The sequence below is a fragment of the Stenotrophomonas sp. OVS01A genome (genome assembly GCF_019969775.1).
Classification (GTDB): domain Bacteria; phylum Pseudomonadota; class Gammaproteobacteria; order Xanthomonadales; family Xanthomonadaceae; genus Stenotrophomonas; species Stenotrophomonas indicatrix.
Window position 1 is genome coordinate 1 of sequence record NZ_JAHXYV010000003.1, and the last position, 20,172, is coordinate 20,172.

The 20,172-nt window shown below is 67.1% G+C and carries 15 protein-coding genes and 1 rRNA gene; 9 read left to right on the forward strand and 7 right to left on the reverse strand.

From position 1 onward, the window contains the following. Nucleotides 1-3: 3 nt before the first annotated feature. A 5S ribosomal RNA gene (rrf, locus tag LC407_RS12880) occupies nt 4-118 on the forward strand. A gap of 389 nt (nt 119-507) precedes the next feature. On the opposite strand, the gene LC407_RS12885 is transcribed toward rrf, so the two are convergent. From LC407_RS12885 to hemH, 4 genes are all read right to left on the reverse strand, one after another. After that, the gene (locus LC407_RS12885) at nt 508-2,604 is read right to left on the reverse strand and encodes a methyl-accepting chemotaxis protein (protein ID WP_223482956.1); all 2,097 of its coding nucleotides are present in this window, start codon (nt 2,602-2,604) and stop codon (nt 508-510) included. A 14-nt stretch (nt 2,605-2,618) separates the two neighbouring features. After that, nucleotides 2,619-2,768, reverse strand: a complete 150-nt coding sequence (locus LC407_RS12890) for a hypothetical protein (RefSeq protein WP_154231535.1) — start codon at nt 2,766-2,768, stop codon at nt 2,619-2,621. Between the two features lie 126 nt (nt 2,769-2,894). Beyond that, on the reverse strand, nt 2,895-3,752 hold the full coding sequence (locus LC407_RS12895; protein ID WP_080149540.1) for an alpha/beta hydrolase: 858 nt from the start codon (nt 3,750-3,752) through the stop codon (nt 2,895-2,897). Next, on the reverse strand, nt 3,749-4,711 hold the full coding sequence (gene hemH, locus LC407_RS12900; RefSeq protein WP_080149541.1) for a ferrochelatase: 963 nt from the start codon (nt 4,709-4,711) through the stop codon (nt 3,749-3,751). Before hemH ends, LC407_RS12895 begins: the two co-directional genes overlap by 4 nt. Nucleotides 4,712-4,877: 166 nt before the next feature. Between hemH and LC407_RS12905 the strand changes: the two genes are divergently transcribed. From LC407_RS12905 to tatC, 4 genes are all read left to right on the forward strand, one after another. Then, nucleotides 4,878-5,768, forward strand: coding sequence for a YSC84-related protein (locus tag LC407_RS12905; protein ID WP_025878761.1), 891 nt, complete (start codon nt 4,878-4,880; stop codon nt 5,766-5,768). A gap of 74 nt (nt 5,769-5,842) precedes the next feature. Then, nucleotides 5,843-6,070, forward strand: coding sequence for a Sec-independent protein translocase subunit TatA (tatA, locus tag LC407_RS12910; protein ID WP_025878762.1), 228 nt, complete (start codon nt 5,843-5,845; stop codon nt 6,068-6,070). 15 nt (nt 6,071-6,085) lie between these two features. Next, on the forward strand, nt 6,086-6,559 hold the full coding sequence (gene tatB, locus LC407_RS12915) for a Sec-independent protein translocase protein TatB (RefSeq protein ID WP_223482957.1): 474 nt from the start codon (nt 6,086-6,088) through the stop codon (nt 6,557-6,559). Next, nucleotides 6,556-7,305 (forward strand): twin-arginine translocase subunit TatC, encoded by a 750-nt coding sequence (gene tatC / locus LC407_RS12920; RefSeq protein ID WP_025878764.1) that lies wholly within the window; start codon nt 6,556-6,558, stop codon nt 7,303-7,305. The genes tatB and tatC overlap by 4 nt, the downstream gene beginning before the upstream one ends. A gap of 90 nt (nt 7,306-7,395) precedes the next feature. Here tatC and LC407_RS12925 read toward each other — a convergent pair whose 3' ends face one another. From LC407_RS12925 to LC407_RS12935, 3 genes are read right to left on the reverse strand one after another with little or no spacing between them, the layout of a single operon-like run. Further along, complete coding sequence (locus tag LC407_RS12925; protein ID WP_025878765.1) at nt 7,396-8,307, reverse strand: BPSS1780 family membrane protein; 912 nt, start codon at nt 8,305-8,307, stop codon at nt 7,396-7,398. 51 nt (nt 8,308-8,358) lie between these two features. Further along, complete coding sequence (locus tag LC407_RS12930) at nt 8,359-9,105, reverse strand: glutamine amidotransferase (protein WP_025878766.1); 747 nt, start codon at nt 9,103-9,105, stop codon at nt 8,359-8,361. Continuing rightward, on the reverse strand, nt 9,077-10,912 hold the full coding sequence (locus tag LC407_RS12935) for a GspE/PulE family protein (protein ID WP_032976767.1): 1,836 nt from the start codon (nt 10,910-10,912) through the stop codon (nt 9,077-9,079). Before LC407_RS12935 ends, LC407_RS12930 begins: the two co-directional genes overlap by 29 nt. A gap of 83 nt (nt 10,913-10,995) precedes the next feature. Here LC407_RS12935 and glyQ point away from each other — a divergent pair, with 83 nt between their 5' ends. The 4 genes from glyQ (at nt 10,996) to LC407_RS12955 (ending at nt 19,984) form a co-directional block, all read left to right on the forward strand. Further along, nucleotides 10,996-11,907 carry a glycine--tRNA ligase subunit alpha gene (gene glyQ / locus LC407_RS12940; protein WP_025878768.1) on the forward strand — a complete coding sequence of 304 codons (912 nt, stop codon included), beginning with the start codon at nt 10,996-10,998 and terminating at the stop codon, nt 11,905-11,907. 88 nt (nt 11,908-11,995) lie between these two features. Next, entirely contained in the window at nt 11,996-14,071 is a 2,076-nt protein-coding gene (glyS, locus tag LC407_RS12945) for a glycine--tRNA ligase subunit beta (protein WP_223482958.1), read from the forward strand. A gap of 253 nt (nt 14,072-14,324) precedes the next feature. Then, complete coding sequence (locus LC407_RS12950; RefSeq protein ID WP_223483087.1) at nt 14,325-16,121, forward strand: autotransporter assembly complex family protein; 1,797 nt, start codon at nt 14,325-14,327, stop codon at nt 16,119-16,121. Then, nucleotides 16,118-19,984, forward strand: coding sequence for a translocation/assembly module TamB domain-containing protein (locus LC407_RS12955; RefSeq protein WP_223482959.1), 3,867 nt, complete (start codon nt 16,118-16,120; stop codon nt 19,982-19,984). The genes LC407_RS12950 and LC407_RS12955 overlap by 4 nt, the downstream gene beginning before the upstream one ends. Nucleotides 19,985-20,172 lie beyond the last annotated feature (188 nt).

Genomic DNA, 20,172 nt, shown 5'->3' on the forward strand with positions numbered 1-20,172 from the left:
CTCCCTGGTGAAATTAGCGCTATGGAACCACCCGATCCCATCCCGAACTCGGAAGTGAAACGTAGCTGCGCCGATGGTAGTGTGGCCTAAGCCATGCGAGAGTAGGTCATCGCCAGGGTTTATACCCAAAAACCCCGCTGCTCACGCAGCGGGGTTTTTCTTTGTGCGCGAGAAACCAAGGGTAGTGCCGGCCGCTGGCCGGCAACCACGTGCAGCCGCGTGATGTTCATGAGGTTGCCGGCCAGCGGCCGGCACTACCGGAACTCAATACCCACGCGTAGATGCGGCGCCCAGGCGGTGCCGCATTCTTTGGAGCACAGCAGCTGGCGGACATACTCCGCCGCAGCGGCAGGTGCTCTGGCCTTCTTACTTATCATCGTGTCGCATGCAGCCTCAAACGGACCGCCTTCGTACCCGTTGAGTCAAACAACTCCGCCGGGAACTGCGCCCAACAAAAAGGCGGCGCCCTGCGGGCGCCGCCTTCCATGCAGCAGACGCAGGCCTGGATCAGTCGATCAACGCGGCCTCGCGCCGGCGGAACACCGATACCGCCTGGTTCAGTGCACCGGCCTGCGACTGCAGTTCACGTGCCGCCGCAGTGGCTTCTTCCACCAGCGCCGCGTTCTGCTGCGTGGCCTGGTCCATCTGCACCACCGTCTGGTTGATCTGCTCGATACCGGAGGACTGCTCCTGTGACGCCGCCGAGATCTCGCGCATCAGGTGGCTTACGTTCTCAACGCCGCCGACGATGCCCTGCATGCGCTGTCCGGCATCGGCCACCAACTGGGCGCCCTCGCCGACCTGACGTCCTGCCTCGTCGATGAGGACCTTGATCTCCTGGGCCGCCGCCGCCGATCGCTGTGCGAGCACACGGACCTCGCTGGCGACGACCGCGAACCCGCGTCCCTGTTCGCCGGCGCGTGCCGCTTCAACCGCTGCGTTGAGCGCGAGGATGTTGGTCTGGAAGGCAATGCCGTCGATTACACCGGTAATGTCACCGATCCGCTTCGACGCGCCCTCGATGGCCTGCATGGTGTCGACCACCCGCTGCATGGCGTGGTTGCCATCACTTGCTGCGCCCTGGGTGGAGGCGGCCAGCTCGCTGGCCTGGCGCGCATGCGCTGCGTTCTGGCGCACGGTGGCGGTCAGCTCCTCCATCGAGGCGGCCGTTTCCTGTAGATGAGCGGCCTGTCGCTCGCTGCGCTCGGACAGCGCGCCGTTGCCGGCAGCGATTTCGCTGGCGGCCGTGCTGATGGTGGTGGCGCAGTGCTGGATGTGGCCGACCATGCGCGCCAGCTGGCCGGCGGTGGCGTTGGCATCGCGCTGGATGGCGGCGAACGCGCCGTGGTACTCGCCCTGCATGCGACGGTCGAGATCGCCGTTGGCCATCGCCGAAAGCATCTGCCGCACTTCGTCGACCGTGCTGCCCAGTGTGTCCAGCAGCTGGTTGATGCCCCCGGTCAGGCCGTCGAGGAAGCTGGCGCCTTCGCTGGCCTGCAGGCGCTGTTCCAGATCACCCTGCGCGGCGGCATCGACAATCCCGGCGACGGCATTCTCCAGCGTCAGTTCGTGGGTACGGTCATGCCATTCCACCGCAAAACCCAAGCGCGCGCCCTGTGCGTCGAACACCGGGGTGACGACCTGGGCGAAGTGCACCGGCCCGATCCGCACCTTGCCGTTGTGTGTCGCCTGCAGCCCATTGAGGATGCCGCGGATGCGGTCAGGGTTGGCATGGAAGCGATGGATGCTGCTGCCGACCAGCCGCTCGGCGTCGAAATCGGGGAAGGCCTGGCGCAGCGTGGCCTGCTGGTTGCGCAGCAGCGCCACCACCGAGCGGTTGACGTAGCGGATGACGTGATCGTTGTCGGCGATCATCATCGCCGTGCGCGAGGCATCCAGTGCCTGGCGGATCTGCGCGTTCTCGGCATGTGCTTCGGCCTCGCGGCCGCGCTGCGCCTGCACATGGCGTGCGGTATCGGCCAGCGCGTGGGCCAGGGAACCGGGTGCGTAGTTGCGTGCATCGCTGTGTGCGCCGAGGTCGGCGCCCGTGGCGATGTCACGTGCCAATGCCGCCAGGCGGTGCGGTCCGTGACCCAGCGCTTCGCTCTGTTGGCGCAGGCGCGCGGCGGTCTGGCCCAGCACCAGCGTCAGCACCGCCAGGGCCATGGCATTCAACAGCGGCGGCAGGACGGCCGCCCCATCAAGCAACGGCGCCAGCAACGCACTGACACCCACGGCGCCGGCCAGCCACAACGGCATACGGTCACGCTGGATGAGCAGCACGCCCAGCAGCAGCGCGATGGGCAATGCGGCATTCAATCCGCTGATATGACAGAGCAGGCTCAACTGCAGTGAAAGCACTACGGCCAGGCCGTTGCGCGCGAGCGAATGGCCGGCCTGGCGCCAGCCCAGCCAGGCGGCTGGCAGCACTGCGGCGGCAACGGCGCTCGCAGCGGGCAGCGACGTGCCGCGCACGGCAAGCACAAGGCCGATCGCTGCCAGTACGACGCTGCCCAGCAGCAGGCGACGATCGCCTCGCTCGGCCAGCTGTTGCAGATAAGGGAGACGGCCCTGGTCGGGCGGGCGGGAGGACGCAATGGACATCGGCAACTCCTGGATCAACGGACGGCAGCGGCCATGCAACGCGCTGCGCGGATGAGCGCAACGACGGCACGGTCGGGGAATTCGGGGAATGCGGCGCAGGCAGCGACGCGGAGGACGGACACCGTGACCACATCCTGTGGATGACGGTGCAGCAGACGGGACATGCGGTCTTCCTTGTAGAACCAGGAACGAGCCGCAGGCACAAAGGACCTGCGTGCTGTGGACGCAGGGCCCACCACCGTTCTATCGGCCGCACTGGCGCAGAGTGAAGTGCGCGCGGCCGACGATGGTCAGCGTGCGTTGGCGTTTTCGCTCAGGAACGCATCGATGACGGCGGCAATACGCGCCGGGTGTTCCATGTGCAGGTGATGGTTGCCGGGGAATACCGCCAGGCGGCCATCACGCAGATGCTGCAGGCGCTCGCTGCGCATCGGCTCGGGATAATACGACTGTGCAGGCGTGGCATAGATCACCTGGGTAGGACAGGTGATGGCCTGCAGCAGGTTGTCGATCTGGCCTTCGCTGAGGCGGATCGCGGTGGGCAGCATCAGGCGCGGATCGCTGCACCAGCGATAGCCGCCTTCGACCGGCTCGACACCGCGTTCGACCAGCAGGCGTGCGCAGCCTTCGCTGAGCTGGTTGGTCATCATCCGCGCCCGGATCGGTGCAGCCAGATCCGGGAACACGCGCAGCTGCTTGCGTGCCAGTGCTCGGGTGGCGTCGACGTGCTCGCGCAGGCGGCTGGCAGTTTCTTCCTCCGGCCCGCGCAGGCCGCCGAGTGCCTCGATGGCGACCAGCCGTTCGATGCGATCACTGACCGCTGCGGCGAGGCTGGCGATGCCGGCACCCATCGAATGGCCGATCAGGGTGAACCGGTCCCAGCCCAGTGCATCGGCGACATCGAGGACATGGGTGATCGCTGCTGGCGTGGTGTACACCGCCCCGATCGGCAGATGCGCGCTGTGGCCGTGCCCGGGCAGATCGATCGCCACCAAGTCCAGGTGCGGCAGATGCGGCGTCAGCGGAACGAAGCTGGCCGCATTGTCGAGCCAGCCGTGCAGGGCCAGCACCCGCGGACCCTCACCCGGCCGGCGCAGGCCGGCGACGCGGACGCCCGCGACCTGCAGCTCAAACGGCTGCAGGCTCATGCCAGCGAGGCCACGGCCAGCCGAGCCAGTGCGCGGGCGTGTTCCGGTGCGGCGTTGAGACAGGGGATGTAGCGCATCTGTGCGCCGCGCTCTGCCAGTGTTTCGGTGAAGCCCATGGCGACTTCTTCCAGCGTTTCCAGGCAGTCGGTGGCAAACCCGGGGCAGACCACGTCGATCTGCTTCACCCCCGTTTCGGCCAGCTCCCACAGGCTGGGCTCGGCGTAGGGCTGCAGCCAGCGTTCGCGGCCGAAGCGCGACTGGTAACCCATCTGCCAGTCGTCCGCGCCCAGGCCCAGTGCTGCGGCGATCGCGCGCGCACTGGCCTCGCAGCGCTGCGGATAGGGATCGCCGGCATCGGCAAGGCGCTGCGGAATGCCATGGAAGGAGAACATCAGCTTCTGGCCGCGACCCTGCTGCTGCCAGTAGCGCTGGATCGAGCCGGCAACGGCGGCGACCCAGTCCGGATCGATCGAATAGTCCTGCACCAGGCTGACGGTGACCTGTGGGTTCCTGCGCTGCCAGGCATCCACACGATCCTCGACCGAGGCCGTGGTGGTGGTCGAATACTGCGGATACAGCGGCAATACCACGATGCGGCGCACGCCCTCGGTGGCCAGCCGATCCAGTTCGGTGGTGAGCGCGGGTTCGCCGTAGCGCATCGCGTGGCGTACGCGCAGCGTCGGCAGCAATGCTTGCATCGCCTGCGCCAACTGGCGGGTGTGGACCATCAGCGGCGAGCCTTCCGGCAGCCACACCTGGGCGTACTTGGCGGCTGAACGGCTGCTGCGCAGCGGCAGTATCAGACCGCGCAGCAAGGGCTGCCACAGCAGTGCCGGCAGCGAGACCACGCGCCGGTCGGACAGGAATTCGGCCAGATAACGACGAACGGCGGGAGCCGTCGGCGTCTCGGGCGTGCCTAGGTTGACCGCCAGTACGGCGGTATCGGGTGCGTCGAGCATGGGCGGTATTGTCGCCGATTCCATCGTCACGTCGGCATGCAGGGTTCGGATGGATGTCATCGATAAGGCCAATATGAGCAGGCAACGCTCATTGGGGATTCATCACAACACTACTAATTTCAGTCACTTGCTATATCTTCCTATGGACTGACTTCTGGAGCCTGCCATGCGTCGCCCGATCCAAGCCCTGCTGATCGCCGCCAGCCTGCTGTCCAGCCAGGCCATGGCCGGACCGCAGGAAGACCAGCGCGCCCGCAACGCGGTGCGTGTACTGGCTGAAATCCAGGGAATCCCTGAACAGGGCATTCCGGACAAATTGCTCGACGAAGGCCGCGCGGTCATCGTCATTCCCGACACGATCAAGGCCGGTCTGGTGATCGGCGGCCGTCGTGGCCACGGCCTGATGTCGGTGCGCATGCCCAATGGTGCGTGGTCCAACCCGGTATTCATCAAGCTCACCGGCGGCAGTATCGGCTTCCAGGCGGGTGTGCAGTCCTCCGACGTTGTGCTGGTGTTCCGCAACGACCGCAGCCTGGACAACCTCGTCAACGGCAAGTTCACCCTCGGCGCCGATGCCGGTGTGGCCGCCGGTCCGGTCGGCCGCAATGCCGCCGCCGCCACCGATGGCCAGCTGAAGGCCGAGATCTGGTCGTGGTCGCGCGCCCGCGGCCTGTTCGCTGGCGTGGCCCTGGATGGTGCGATCCTGCAGATCGACGATGCTGCCAACCTTGACGCCTACGGCAGCAACACCACCCCGCGGATGATCTTCGAGGGCCGCGCGGCTGGCTCGCCTTCAATGGATGTGGTCGCTTTCCGTGATCGCCTGGAAGAGGCCACCTACGCGGCGCGCAACAACCGCAATGGTGGCAATGACGCACCGCGTCCGGCGGCCGCTGCAGCGCCTGCCCCGCAGCCTGTTCAGGCAGCGCCGGCGGCACCTGCTGAAGCGACCACGGCGCCGCTGCAGGCCGTGCCGCAGACCCCGCCGCCGGCCCAGCAGGGTTTCCAGCCGGTCAACGACGGTGAAATCCGCACTGAAACACTGGGCAACAACTGACTTTCGTCACGCGCGCCGGCTAACAGCCGGTGCGCTATGCTCGGCAATCTGATCACTAACGTAACGAGCGACTTATGGGCAGTTTCAGCATCTGGCATTGGTTGGTCGTGCTCGCCATCGTCCTGCTGGTGTTCGGCACCAAGCGCCTGACCAGTGGTGCCAAGGACCTCGGCTCGGCGGTCAAGGAATTCAAGAAGGGCATGCACGACGACGACAAGCCGAACGCGCAGTTGGGCGACGAGTCGCGCAGCCAGGACGCCTCGCGCACCGCGCAGGACGAGCACGACCGCAAGCCGCGTTGATCCGGAGCGGTTGCGGTGTTTGATATCGGCTTCAGCGAACTGCTGGTGATCGCGGTTGTCGCCTTGGTGGTGCTCGGACCTGAGCGCCTGCCCAAGGCGGCCCGCTTCGCCGGGCTGTGGGTACGCCGCGCGCGCAATCAATGGGATTCGGTCAAGCAGGAACTGGAACGCGAACTGCAGGCCGAAGACATCAAGCGGCAGATGCAGGACGTGCGCCAGGGCATGCAGGACACCGAGAACCAGCTGCGTGCCAGCGGCGAAGCCATGCGCCGCGAAGCCGAGCAGATGCAACAGCACAGCGACACACTGGCGCAGCAGGTGCGTGCACCGGCCCCGGCCGAACAGCCCCCACATCTGGCGGATGCGCCCGAGCAGGGGGGGGCGTCGACTGAAGGTGCAGCCATTACGCCCGCCACCGCTGACGCTGCGGGCAATGCCGTTGCTGATACCGCGACCGAAACGCCCGCGCGCACGGAGCGCCCGTCATGAGCGAACACGACTTCGGCGAAAGTTCGCTGGTGGAACACCTGGTTGAACTGCGCTCGCGCCTGGTGCGTGCGCTGCTGGGGCTGGGCGTTGTGCTGCTGGGCCTGCTGCCGTTTACCCAGAAGCTCTACAACGCACTGGCCGAGCCGCTGATCTCGCAGTTGCCCAATGGGCAGACGATGATCGCCACCAACCCGGCCGGCGCCTTCTTCGCGCCGTTGAAGCTGACGTTCTTCGTGGCCCTGTTCGTGGCCGTGCCATGGCTGCTGTACCAGCTGTGGGCCTTCGTCGCGCCGGGCCTGTATGCACGTGAGAAGCGCCTGGCGATGCCGTTGCTGGTCTCCTCGGTGCTGCTGTTCTACACCGGCTGCGCCTTTGCCTATTTCCTGGTGCTGCCGGCGGTCTTCCACTTCCTCACCACCTTCAGCCCGGAAGTGATCGCGATCACGCCGGATGCGAATGCCTACCTGGACTTCGTGCTGGCGATCTTCTTCGCCTTCGGCGGCAGCTTCGAGCTGCCGGTGGCGATGGTGATCCTGGTGCTGCTGGGCTGGATCACGCCGCAGCAGTTCAAGGAAGGACGCGGTTACGCGATCGTCGGCATCTTCGTGCTCGCCGCGATCCTGACCCCGCCGGACGTGGTGTCGCAGCTGATGCTGGCGATCCCGATGTGCCTGCTGTACGAGCTGGGCATCCACGCCGCGCGCTGGCTGGTGCCGTCTTCGGTGGTCAAGAAGCCTGCGGCCTGATCCCCGGTAGCGCCGGGCCATGCCCGGCGTTCGTGGGGTGAGGTGACATCCATCCGCCGGGCATGGCCCGGCGCTACCGTTGAGCGCCGCTCAAGCGTGGAAGACGTCGTTGGCAGGCGGCGACTGCGGCACCGGCGGTGCGCCGCGGCTGCCGCGATGCACGAACATCTGCTTCCAGGCCGCATAGACGGCGCCGACATACAGCGGCATCAGCACCGTGGTGAACACCAGCTGCGCGATGAAGGCCGCCGCCAGCGGGCCGCCCAGCAGCATGCCGAGCTGGACCACGATCACGAACAGCACATAGACGCAGAACGCGGCGATCAGGCCGAGCACGGTGAACACGGCGGTGGCGCCGATGTTCTCGATGCAGCCCTGCAGGCTCAGGCGCAGCGCGTGCATGCCGCTCTGGCGGTCGAACACCACCAGTGCCGGCTGGGTGAACATCGCCAGGGTCAGCGCCACGGCGGTGCAGAACACCAGCAGCATCCACAGCGCGATGCGCTGCGCGGGCAGGTTGGCGACCAGTTCGGCGGCGGTTTCCGGACTGATCTGCTGCCCGCTGCGGCCGAGTTCCTGCATCTTGGTCATGGTGTCGCTGAAGGCGGTGAAGCCCTCGCGGCCGATCATCAGGTACAGCAGCGCGCCCAGCAGCAGCACGGCCAGCACCTGGATCGCCAGCGGCACCAGCAGGTGGCTGACACGACGGTCGCGGATCGGCTGCAGCAGATGGGTGGCCAGGCCGGGACGACCCTGGTCGATCTCACCCATGGCGTACAGCATGCCGCCGAACATCACCGGTGAAATCACCAGCGTCATCATCTGCAGGGCCAGGCCGGCGGTACCGGGCAGCATCGTTCCCAGCAGGGTGACCACCCAGTTCACCAGCAGCCAGGTCAGGCCGATCCGGGCCAGCTGCAGCGGCGCACGCCGATACAGCGAGAACGTATCCAGCAACCACTGGGCGCCCGCCGAGGCTGGCAGCTTGCGAATCTCTTTCATGGACATCCGGGGAGGGACAGGAGGGGCCGGGCGGTGTGCCCGTGCCGCCGATTATCCCTGTTTTGCCACCGGCTGGGCTGAAGACAGCCGGGCCTGGCGGACAAAGCGCCGCAACAGCTGGCGCGCCAGCGGCGCGGCGCTGACCGCGCGCTCGATGCTGCGCGCGCAACCGCCATGACGGCCGATGCAGTCGGCGCGTGCGCGCACGTAGCCACGCATGTGGTGAGTGGCGAATTCCGGATGGAACTGCACGCCCCAGGCCTGGCGGCCCCAGCGGAAGGCATGGCAGCCATCCAGCGGCGAGCGCGCCAGCACGGCGGCACCTTCGGGTACGCGCAGCACGGTCTGCAGATGGGTGGCGTGGGCCGCGAAGTGGCTCGGCAGGCCCTGGAACAACGGGTCCTGCGCGGCTTGCGGGTCCAGTGCCAACTCAATCGTTCCCGATTCGCGCCCGGCGGGGTTGTAGGCCACTTCGCCGCCCAGCGCGTGGGCCAGCAGCTGGTGGCCGTAGCAGATGCCGAACACCGGCACGTCGTCGTGCGCGGTCTGCCGCAGCCAGGCGGCACTGCGTTCGCTCCATTCGGCGTGGTCGGTGACGAAGGCGGCCGAGCCGGTTACCAGCACGCCGGCGAACTGGCGTGGATCGGGCAGGTCGGCGCCGTGCTCGACGTCGACCACGACGGTCTCGTGTTCTTCCAGGCCGGCGGCGACCCGGATCCAGTGCGGAAAGCGCCCGTAGCGGCGCAACGACGGCACGGGGCGGCCGGTTTCAAGGATCAGGAAGGGCGCTGGATTCATCCGGGGGAGGTAGTACGGACAGGACTTCCTCGATTGTAGTCAGCCCCTGTGCCACCTTTTCAAGCCCGGCCTGGCGCAGGGTTCGCACTCCTTCAGCACGCGCGGCACGGTTGAAACCGGCCAGATCCATGTCCGCACGGATCAGCCCGCGCAGGCGCGAGCCCAATGGCAGCAGCTCATACAGCCCGATGCGGCCGAGGAATCCGGTGCGCCGGCACTCCAGGCAACCGACCGGCCGACAGGGCGTGGCGGCATCTGGATATGCAGCTTCGCTATCAGCCAGTACTGCCCAATCGGCCCGGCCGAGGGTGTGCGGCTGCTTGCAGTGCGGGCACAGGGTGCGCACCAGGCGCTGGGCGAGGATGCCGTTGACGGTGGAGGACAGCAGGTAATGCGGTACGCCCAGGTCGAGCAGGCGGGTGATGGCCGAGGGCGCGTCGTTGGTGTGCAGGGTGGACAGCACCAGGTGGCCGGTCAGCGAGGCCTGCACCGCCATCTGCGCGGTTTCCAGGTCGCGGATCTCGCCGATCATGATGATGTCCGGGTCCTGCCGCAGCAGGGTGCGCACACCGCTGGCGAAATCCAGGTCGATGTTGGTCTGCACCTGCATCTGGTTGAATTCCGGCGCGATCATCTCGATCGGGTCTTCCACCGTGCATACGTTGACGTCCGGCGTGGCCAGCCGCTTCAGGGTGGAATACAGGGTGGTGGTCTTGCCCGAACCGGTCGGGCCGGTGACCAGCACGATGCCGTGCGGGCGCTCGACCAGGGCGGTCCAGCCGGCCGCTTCCTGCGGGCTGAAGCCGAGCTGGTCGATGCTCTTGAAGGCCGCTTCCGGGTCAAAGATGCGCATCACGCATTTCTCGCCGAAGGCGGTCGGCATGGTCGACAGGCGCATTTCCACTTCACGGCCGCCGGGCGAGCGGGTCTTGATGCGACCATCCTGCGGGCGCCGGCGCTCGGCCAGGTCCATGCGTCCGAGCACCTTGATACGGCTGACCACGGCGGTCATCACCGCCGGCGGCACTTCGAACACCTTGTGCAGCACGCCGTCGATGCGGAAGCGCATGCGGCCCATTTCGCGGCGGGGCTCCAGGTGGATGTCCGAGGCGCGCTGCTCGTAGGCGTACTGCAGCAGCCAGTCGACGATGTGCACGATGTGCTGGTCGTCGGCATTGACGTCGCCGGTGCGGCCCAGTTCCACCAGCTGCTCGAAGCTGGGCAGGGTGGTGTTGGCCTCACCCCGTACGTCGCCACGGGCACCGCGCACCGAGCGGGTGACGCCGAAGAACTCCATGGTGTAGCGGTGCAGGTCCAGCGGATTGACCACCGCCAGCTCGATGCGCAGGCGGGTCAGGTGCTGCAGGTCGCGCAGCCATTCCTGTGCCAGCGGCTCGCTGGTGGCCACCAGCACGCGCTCGCCATCCACCGCCAGCGGCAGGAAGCGATGGCGGCGCGCGTAGGCGTGCGATGCCACGGCCGTGACCGAGGCGACGTCGACCCGGGTCGGATCGATGCGCAGGTAGCGGCTGCCGGTGCGCTGGGCCAGCCACTCGGTGAGGCGTTCCAGATTGAGGTCGCCGCCGTCGCTGGCGGCCAGCTTGAGGTTGGACAGCAGCACCAGTGGATGCACTTCACTGGCATTGCGGGCGCCCTGTGCGGAAAAACGGATGCGCTCGCGCTCGTGCGCAGCCACCACGCCGTCGGCCAGCAGGGCCGCCGCAACCTGTTCGAACTGCAGGCGACCGGGCGGCAATGGTGCCGCGCCAGGCTCGCCGGGCGTGCCCGTGGGCAGCCGATGTTCCATCCACCTGCTCCTTCCGGGTACGGAATGCCCCGCAGGTCGGCCGTTATACTAGCGCACCCCTTTGCCGGCCAAGACTCGTCCGCATGTCCGCGACCCCGACCGTTCCGATCACCTTCCAGGGCCTGATCCAGACCCTGAACCAGTTCTGGGCCCAGCAGGGCTGCGTGCTCATCCAGCCGCTCGACCTGGAGGTGGGCGCCGGTACGTTCCACCCGGCCACCTTCCTGCGTGCGATCGGTCCGGAAACCTGGAACGCGGCCTACGTGCAGCCGTCGCGGCGCCCGACCGATGGCCGCTACGGCGAGAACCCGAACCGCCTGCAGCGCTACTACCAGTACCAGGTGGCGATGAAGCCGGCACCGGACAACATCCAGCAGCTGTACCTGGATTCGCTGAAGGCGGTGGGCATCGATCCGCTGGTGCACGACCTGCGTTTTGTCGAGGACAACTGGGAATCGCCGACCCTGGGCGCCTGGGGCCTGGGCTGGGAAGTCTGGCTCAACGGCATGGAGGTGACCCAGTTCACCTACTTCCAGCAGGCCGGTGGCCTGGAGTGCCGGCCGGTGCTGGGCGAGATCACCTACGGTCTCGAGCGCCTGTGCATGTACCTGCAGAACTGCGACAACGTCTACGACCTGGTCTGGACCTACGGCCCCGATGGGCAGCCGGTGACCTACGGCGACGTCTACCACCAGAACGAGGTGGAGCAGAGCACCTACAACTTCGAATACGCCGACGTGGAAGAAATGTTCCACCGCTTCGATGCCTGCGAGCGCGAAGCGCAGAAGCTGGTGGAAGTGAACCTGCCGCTGCCGGCCTACGAACAGGTGATGAAGGCAAGCCACACCTTCAACCTGCTCGATGCGCGCCGTGCGATCAGCGTGACCGAACGCCAGCGCTACATCCTGCGCGTGCGCGCGCTGGCCCAGGCGGTGGCCAAGGCCTACTACGAGCAGCGCGAGAAGCTGGGCTTCCCGGGCGCGAAGAAGGCCTGACGGCCCGTTCTCCCATCACGCGTTTCACCTACTACCCCAGGGGCGCCGGCCGCGTCGCGCGCTGCGCCCCCCCCACAGGATCGAACCGATGAGCCACTTGTCTCCCCTGCTGATTGAACTGGGCACCGAAGAGCTGCCGGTCAAGGCACTGCCGGGCCTGGCCCAGGCCTTCTTCGACGGTGTTGTCGACGGCCTGCGCAAGCGCGGCGTGGAACTGGAGCTGGGCGATGCACGCCCGCTGTCGACCCCGCGCCGCCTGGCCGTGCTGCTGCCGGGCGTTGGCCTGGAGCAGCCGGAACAGCACAGCGAAGTGCTGGGCCCGTACCTGAACATCGCGCTGGACGCCGAAGGCCAGCCGACCAAGGCGCTGCAGGGGTTCGCGGCCAAGGCCGGGATCGACTGGACCGCGCTGGAAAAGACCACCGACAACAAGGGTGAGCGCTTCGTGCACCGTGCGGTGACCCCGGGCGCGCGCACTGCTGCGCTGCTGCCGGAGATCCTGCGCGAGGCCATCGCCGGCATGCCCATTCCCAAGCCGATGCGCTGGGGCGACCACAGCTGGGGCTTCGCGCGCCCGGTGCACTGGCTGGTGCTGCTGCACGGCGGTGACGTGGTCGAGGCCGAACTGTTCGGCCTGAAGGCCGACCGCATGAGCCGCGGCCACCGCTTCCTGCACGACAAGACCGTGTGGCTGACCCAGCCGCAGGACTATGTGGAATCGCTGCGCGCCGCCTTCGTGCTGGTTGACCCGGCAGAGCGCCGCCAGCGCATCGTCGCCGAGGTGGAAGCCGCTGCAGCCACCGCCGGTGGCAGCGCACGCATCACCGAGGACAACCTGGAGCAGGTGGTGAACCTGGTCGAGTGGCCGTCGGCGGTGCTGTGCAGCTTCGAGCGCGCGTTCCTGGCGGTGCCGCAGGAAGCGCTGATCGAGACGATGGAGATCAACCAGAAGTTCTTCCCGGTGCTGGATGACGGCGGCAAGCTGACCGAGAAGTTCATCGGCATCGCCAACATCGAGTCCAAGGACGTGGCCGAAGTGGCCAAGGGCTACGAGCGGGTGATCCGCCCGCGCTTCGCCGATGCCAAGTTCTTCTTCGACGAAGACCTGAAGCAGGGCCTGCAGGCGATGGGCGAGGGCCTGAAGACGGTGACCTACCAGGCCAAGCTGGGCAGCGTGGCCGACAAGGTCGCGCGCGTGGTGGCGCTGGCCGAAGTGATTGCGCCGCAGGTCGGCGCCGATCCGCTGCTGGCCAAGCGTGCCGCGCAGCTGGCCAAGAATGACCTGCAGTCGCGCATGGTCAACGAGTTCCCGGAACTGCAGGGCATCGCCGGCCGCCACTACGCGGTGGCCGGTGGCGAATCGCCGGAGGTGGCGCTGGCCATCGACGAGGCCTACCAGCCGCGCTTCGGTGGTGATGACATCGCGCTGTCGCCGCTGGGCAAGGTGCTGGCGATCGCCGAGCGCGTGGATACCCTGGCCGCCGGTTTCGCCGCAGGCCTGAAGCCGACTGGCAACAAGGACCCGTTCGCCCTGCGCCGCAACGCGCTGGGCCTGGCCCGCACGATCATCGAAAGCGGCTTCGAGCTGGACCTGCGCGCGCTGCTGGCCAGCGCCAACGCCGGGCTGGCCGCGCGCAACGTGCAGGCCGACGTGGCCGAGCTGTACGACTTCATCCTCGACCGCCTGAAGGGCTATTACAGCGACAAGGGCGTGCCGGCCAGCCACTTCAACGCGGTGGCCGAGCTGAAGCCGGCCTCGCTGTACGACTTCGACCGCCGCCTGGACGCGATCGGGATCTTCGCGGCGCTGCCGGAAGCCGAGGCGCTGGCAGCGGCCAACAAGCGCATCCGCAACATCCTGCGCAAGGCCGAAGGCGATATTCCGGGCCAGATCGATGCGGCCCTGCTGCAGGAAGATGCCGAGCGCGCGCTGGCCGAAGCTGTGACTGCCGCCATCGACGATACCGGCGCCAGCCTGCACCAGAAGGACTATGTGGCCGTGTTGGCGCGCCTGGCCCGCCTGCGTCCACAGGTCGATGCGTTCTTCGACGGGGTGATGGTCAATGCCGAGGATCCGGCACTGCGCGGCAACCGCCTGGCGCTGCTGACGATGCTGGGCGAGCGCCTGGGCAAGGTCGCGGCGATCGAGCACCTGTCCAGCTGATCGCCCGCGATGGGTAGCGCCGGGCCATGCCCGGCGGTTTTTCTGCAGGCCGCGTTGCGCGCTCGCCATGAATCAGACCGTATCCACGCATGGCGTGGATCTACTGGGTAGCCGGCCGCTGGCCGGCAGCGACGCGATGCCGATATTTCCGCATGCGGCCGCGATGATCGCCACAAAGGCGCGTATTTTGACCGCCACTTAACAACCGATCCGGATTGACGTGATGCATTTCGCATCGTCACCTCCGGTCGGTATGCTGTGCCGCATGCAGCCAACGAAATACGCCCTGCCGCTGATGGTCCTCTCGCTTTGCGCCACTTCCGTGGCCCATGCGCGCGGCACCATCGACAAGGTGGACATCAAGGGATTGGACAAGGGCGACGACGCCGCGATCATCGAGAACATCCAGGAATCGCTGTCGTTGTTCGACACGATCGGCAAGGAGCAGGGCGAGTCGCGCCTGGAATACCTGCTGTCACAGGCCGAGCGGCAGACCCGCCAGGCGCTGGAACCGTTCGGGTACTACAACCCGGTGATCAAGGTCGAGGCGCCACGCCAGGACGAGCACGTCACCGTGCTGATCCATGTCGACAAGGGCCAGCCGGTGCTGGTGCGCCGCGAGCATATCGACATCACCGGTCCGGCGATGTACGACCAGTACCTGCAGGACGACCTGGCCGCGTTCAAGCCGCGCAAGGGCCAGCGCTTCGAACACACCCAGTACGAAGCCAGCAAGATCACCGTGACCCGGCGCCTGGCCGAGCGCGGCTACTTCGACGCCGACTACACCCAGCGCCAGGTGCAGATCACCCGCGCGGACAACGCTGCCGACATCGACCTGACCTGGGACAGCGGCCGCCGCTACAACATGGGCCCGGTGACCTTCGAGCAGAACTACTTCGACGACAAGCTGTTCGACCCGCTGGTTTACTGGGACCAGGGCAGCTACTTCCACGAAGGCAAGCTGGACCGCCTGCGCGAGTCGCTGACCAAGCTCGATTACTTCAGCGTGATCGACATCCAGCCGCGCCCGGACCAGGCCGATGAAAACGGCGAGGTGCCGGTCGATGTGAAGCTGACGCGGGCCAAGCGCAGCATCTATTCCTACGGCCTGAGCTACGGCAGCGAAAGTGGCGCCGGTGTGCGTGGTGGCCTTGAACGGCGCTACCTGAACAGCCGCGGCCACAAGATGAACACCCAGCTGGACTATGCGCAGAAGCGCAAGAGCCTGATCACCAGCTACCGCATTCCCGCATTCAACTGGCTGGATGGCTGGTACACCTTCGCCGCCAGTGCCTATGACGAGCAGACCGACTACATCGATCTGCGCAACTTCAAGCTGATCGCCAGCCGCAGCGGCGAGATCAACGAGAACTGGACCGCCATCGCCTCGATCAACGCGCTGCGCGAGCGCTGGCGCTATGCCTCGGGCACCGAATTCACCGATGCGGTCTACAACACGTCCACGCTGGTCTACCCGCAGATCGTGGCCGACTACGTGAAGGTGGATGACGAGCTGTTCCCGCGCAGCGGCATCAGTGGCACCGCGACGGTGCGTGCCGGCGTCGAAGGCGCCGGTTCGGACACCAGCTTCGTGCAGGCCAATGCCGTGCTGCGCTGGTACATCCCGGTGGGGCCGACCAATCGCCTGATCCTGCGCGGCGAAGGCGGCACCACCTGGACCAGCGACCTGGTGGCGATGCCGCCCAGCCTGCGCTACTTCGCCGGTGGCGACCGCAGCATCCGCGGCTATGCCTACCGTGAGGTCGGCCCGCGCACGCCGAAGCCGGACAAGTACGCGCTTGGTGCCAAGCACCTGGTGGTCGGCTCGGCCGAGTACGAGCATTACTTCAATGGCGGTCCGTGGGGTGCAGCGGTGTTCGTCGACACCGGCAGCGCCTTCGATACCGACATCGACCTGCACACCGGCGTCGGCTTCGGCGTGCGCTGGAAATCGCCGGTGGGCCCGGTGCGGGTCGATATCGCTCACGGTCTGAACAACCCTGATTCGCAGTTCCAGCTGTACCTCAACATCGGAGCGGACCTGTGAGCACGTCCGCACCGACTCCGTCGCCGAACACGCCGCCACGGCGCGTGCGCTTCTACCGCCGTCGCCGCTTCTGGGCATGGTCCGGCGCGGGCGTGGTCGGCCTGGTGCTGGTCGCCCTGCTGGCCGTGTACTGGCTGCTGCAGACGGTGGCCGGCCGCGACGTGCTGCTGGCGCAGGTGGTGGCGCGCCTGCCGGTCGGTGCCAGTTTCACCTGGGACAAGGTCGATGGCCCGGTGGCCGGACCGCTGACCCTGTACAACGTCGACTTCCGCTACGACGACATCCATTTCCACGCCGAGCGCGCGCACCTGGAGCCGGACCTGCGCCCGCTGCTGGGCCGCAAGCTGCTGCTGGACAAGCTGGAGCTGACCAACGCTACGCTCAATCTGGCCAAGAGCGATGAGCCGTTCAAGCTGCCGTCGTGGCCCGATTCGCTGCCGCAGATCGAAATGCCGCTGGCGATCCAGGCTGATGTGATCGCCATCGACAGTTTCCGCATCAGCCAGGCCAACGAGCCGGTGATCGACATCAGCCGCGTGCGCGGTGGCATCGAGATCGCCAATGGCGAGTTCCAGGCGCGCAAGCTGGTGGTGGACAGCGACATGGGCAATTTCACTGCCCAGGGCCGCTACATCCCGGCCAAGGACTACGACACCGACGTCACCGTCACCGCGGTGCTGCCGGCACCGCGCGGGCGTACCGCGGCCACGGTCGGCCTGGTCGCGCGCGGTGACCTGGCGCATATGGAAGTGGCGCTGGCCGGCCGCGCGCCGAAGCCGCTGCACGCGATGCTGGTGTTCGATGGCCGCACCGATCCGACCTGGAACGCGACTGTACGCAGCGACGAGCTGGATCTGGCGCTGTTGTCGCCGGCATTGGCCAGCTCGGCCATCGCGCCGCTGGCATTGGACTTCACCGCCTCCGGCAAGGGCGGCAACGCCAACCTGCATGGCCGGGTGAAGCAGGGTGAGCAGGAACTGGAGCTGGCGCCCTCGGTGGTTTCGCTGCAGGACCAGGTGCTGAAGGTCTCGCCGCTGGTGGTCAAGGGCCTGGGCGGCGAAGCACGCCTGGAAGGTACCGCCGATTTCAGCCAGGAAGACCAGCAGAAGCTGAACTTCTCGGTGATCGCGCAGGACCTGACCTGGGTGCCTGCACCGGACCCGAACACCGCCGGCAGTTCGCCGGTGCCGGTGACGCTGAAGGAAGCGCGCTTCGGTCTGGCCGGTACGTTGAAGGCGTGGGCGGCGATCGGCCGTGCCGATGTCGAGCGCGAAAAGCAGAAGGCGCAGCTGCGCTTCGATGTGCGTGGCAACGATCAGGCTGCGGAGATCCGCGAACTGCAGGCGCAGACCCCGGGTGGCCAGCTGCAGGTGGAAGGCAAGGTGGCCTGGGCACCGCAGCTGGACTGGGATGCCAAGGCCACGCTGAAGGATTTCGACCCGGGTTACTTCGCACCGGGTTGGGATGGCCGTCTGTCCGGCAATCTCGCGTCCAAGGGACGTCAGTTGCCGCCGCCGGCCAACGCGCCGCCGGGCACTGCGGGCACGCTGGAGGCCACGGTGGACCTGCCGTCGCTGAAGGGCATCCTGCGCCAGCGCAATGTGGATGCCCAAGGCAAGTTCGCCCTGCAGGGTGAACAGGGCCAGGGTGAATTGAAACTGGCCGTCGGCAGCAGCCGGGTGACCGCCTCGGGCAAGGTCGGCGACCGCCTGGACATCGATGCGCGCTTCGAGCCGTTGCAGCTGAGCGATCTGCTGCCCGGCGCCGATGGTGGCCTGCGTGGCCAGGTGCAGGTGAAAGGTCCGCGCGATGCACCAGACATCACTGCAGATCTGGTCGGCAACAATCTCAACTGGGACGGCTATGGCGCTGAAAGCCTGAGCATCAAGGGTCGCCTGCCGTGGCGTGGCGACAGTGGCACGCTGGCGATACAGGGCCAGCAGGTCAATGCCGGCATGCTGCTGGAACGCTTGAACATCGATGCGCAGGGCAGTGTCTCCAACCTGCGCCTGGCCGCACAGACACGCAACGAACTGGGCGCGATCGAGCTGCAGGGCAGCGTGCGCCAGCAGGGCGAGCAATGGCGTGGCGAACTGGCCGCGCTGCGCATCGCACCGGTGAAGGGCGATGCGTGGGCACTGCGTGCGCCTGCGGCATTCGCCATCAACGGCAGCAACTACACACTGGGCGAAACCTGTCTGGGTGCTGCGACCGGTGGCGCCCTGTGCGCGCATGCCAACTGGCCGCGCGAAGGCTTGGTGGTGCGCGGCGATGCGTTGCCGTTGGCGCTGGTGCAGCCGTGGTTGCCGCCACAGTCCGGCCGGCGCATCTACCTGCGTGGCGAACTCAACCTGGACGCGCAGATCCGTCCGCGTGGCAACGCATGGGAAGGGCATGTGGAAGTGCGCTCGGCCGAAGGTGGCGTACGCCTGGGCGAGAACCGCAACACCGGCGTGGGCGATGCCAACCGTGGCGAGCTGGTGCGTTATGACCAGTTCTCGCTGAAGCTGGACATGACCCCGGCCAGCATCAAGGGCTACCTGGGCATGGGCTTCCAGGGCAACGGCTTCGTTGATGCGAAGATGCAGACTGGTTGGGAACCGAGTGCGCCGCTCAACGGCGAGCTCTACCTCAACATGTCGCGCCTGTACTGGCTGGAACTGTTCTCGCCGGATGTGGTGCGCCCGACCGGGCTGATTGAAGGCCACGTGAGCCTGCGTGGCACGCGCGGCCAACCGTCGCTGGGCGGTGATGCACAGCTGAGCAACTTCAAGGGCGAGTTCCCGGCGCTGGGCCTGACCTTCGACCAGGGCAAGGGCAGTTTCGTCGCCCAGCCCGATGGGTCGGCCAAGATCACCGCACAGGCCAATTCGGGCAAGGGCACGCTGTATGTCGACGGCGGCCTGTCCTGGTTCGGCGATGCACAGCCGCTGCAGCTGAAGATCCACGGCGAGAATGTGCTGCTGTCCAACACCAGCGAGCTGCGCATCATCGCCAATCCCAACCTGGACTTCACCCTGGCCAAGGCCGCGATGGAACTGCGCGGAACGGTGCACGTGCCCGAGGCCGACATCGATCTGGAGCGCCTGGACCGTGGCACCTCGGTGTCCGAGGACGTGGTGGTGCTGGACCCGGCCGATCCGGAAGAGTCGCGCACCTCGCCGCTGGACATGGAGCTGGCCGTCAGCCTGGGTGACAAGGTCAAGATGACCGGCTTCGGCCTGAAGGGCGCGCTGACCGGCAAGATGCAGGTCTGGGCCAAGCCCGGCCGCGAGATGACCGCCAACGGCGGCCTGGAAGTCAGTGGCCGCTACAAGGCCTATGGCCAGGACCTGACCATCACGCGCGGCAACCTCAACTGGAACTACAACGCGGTGTCCGACCCGCGCATCAACATCCGCGCCGAACGCCGGATCGGTGATGTCACCGCCGGCATCGACGTGACCGGGCGCGCGCAGCAACCGCGCGCCGATGTCTGGTCCGATCCGGCGATGTCGCAGTCCGAAGCACTGGGTTACCTGGTGCTGGGGCGCAGCCTGACCGGTGCCAGCAGCGACCAGACCCAGCAGGTGAACGCCGCATCGGCCGCGCTGTCGGCGGGCAGTGGCCTGCTGGCTTCGCAGCTGGGTGCCAAGCTGGGCCTGGACGATGCCGGCGTCAGCCAGTCGCGCGCGCTGGGCGGCTCGGTGATTGGTGTGGGCAAGTACATCTCGCCCAAGCTCTACGTGGGCTACGGCGTGTCGCTGGTGGGCGCCGGTTCGGTGATCACCCTGAAGTACCTGCTGCGCCGCGGCTTCGACGTGGAAGTGGAATCGAGCACGGTGGAAAACCGTGGCTCGTTGAACTGGCGGCGGGAGAAGTAGAGCCACGCCATGCGTGGCTGCGGTGGCGCCGAGCCCGGCGCTGCCGTAATCCACGGTTGGGCCAGCGCGGACGGCCGCACTGGACATGCAGGCTTTTCATCCAGCAGGCCTGCACCAGTGCCTGCGCGATCATAGCGACTGCGTCCACCAGCCCCGGTCTTGGTGCGCCCTGCCTCATCGGAGCGAAG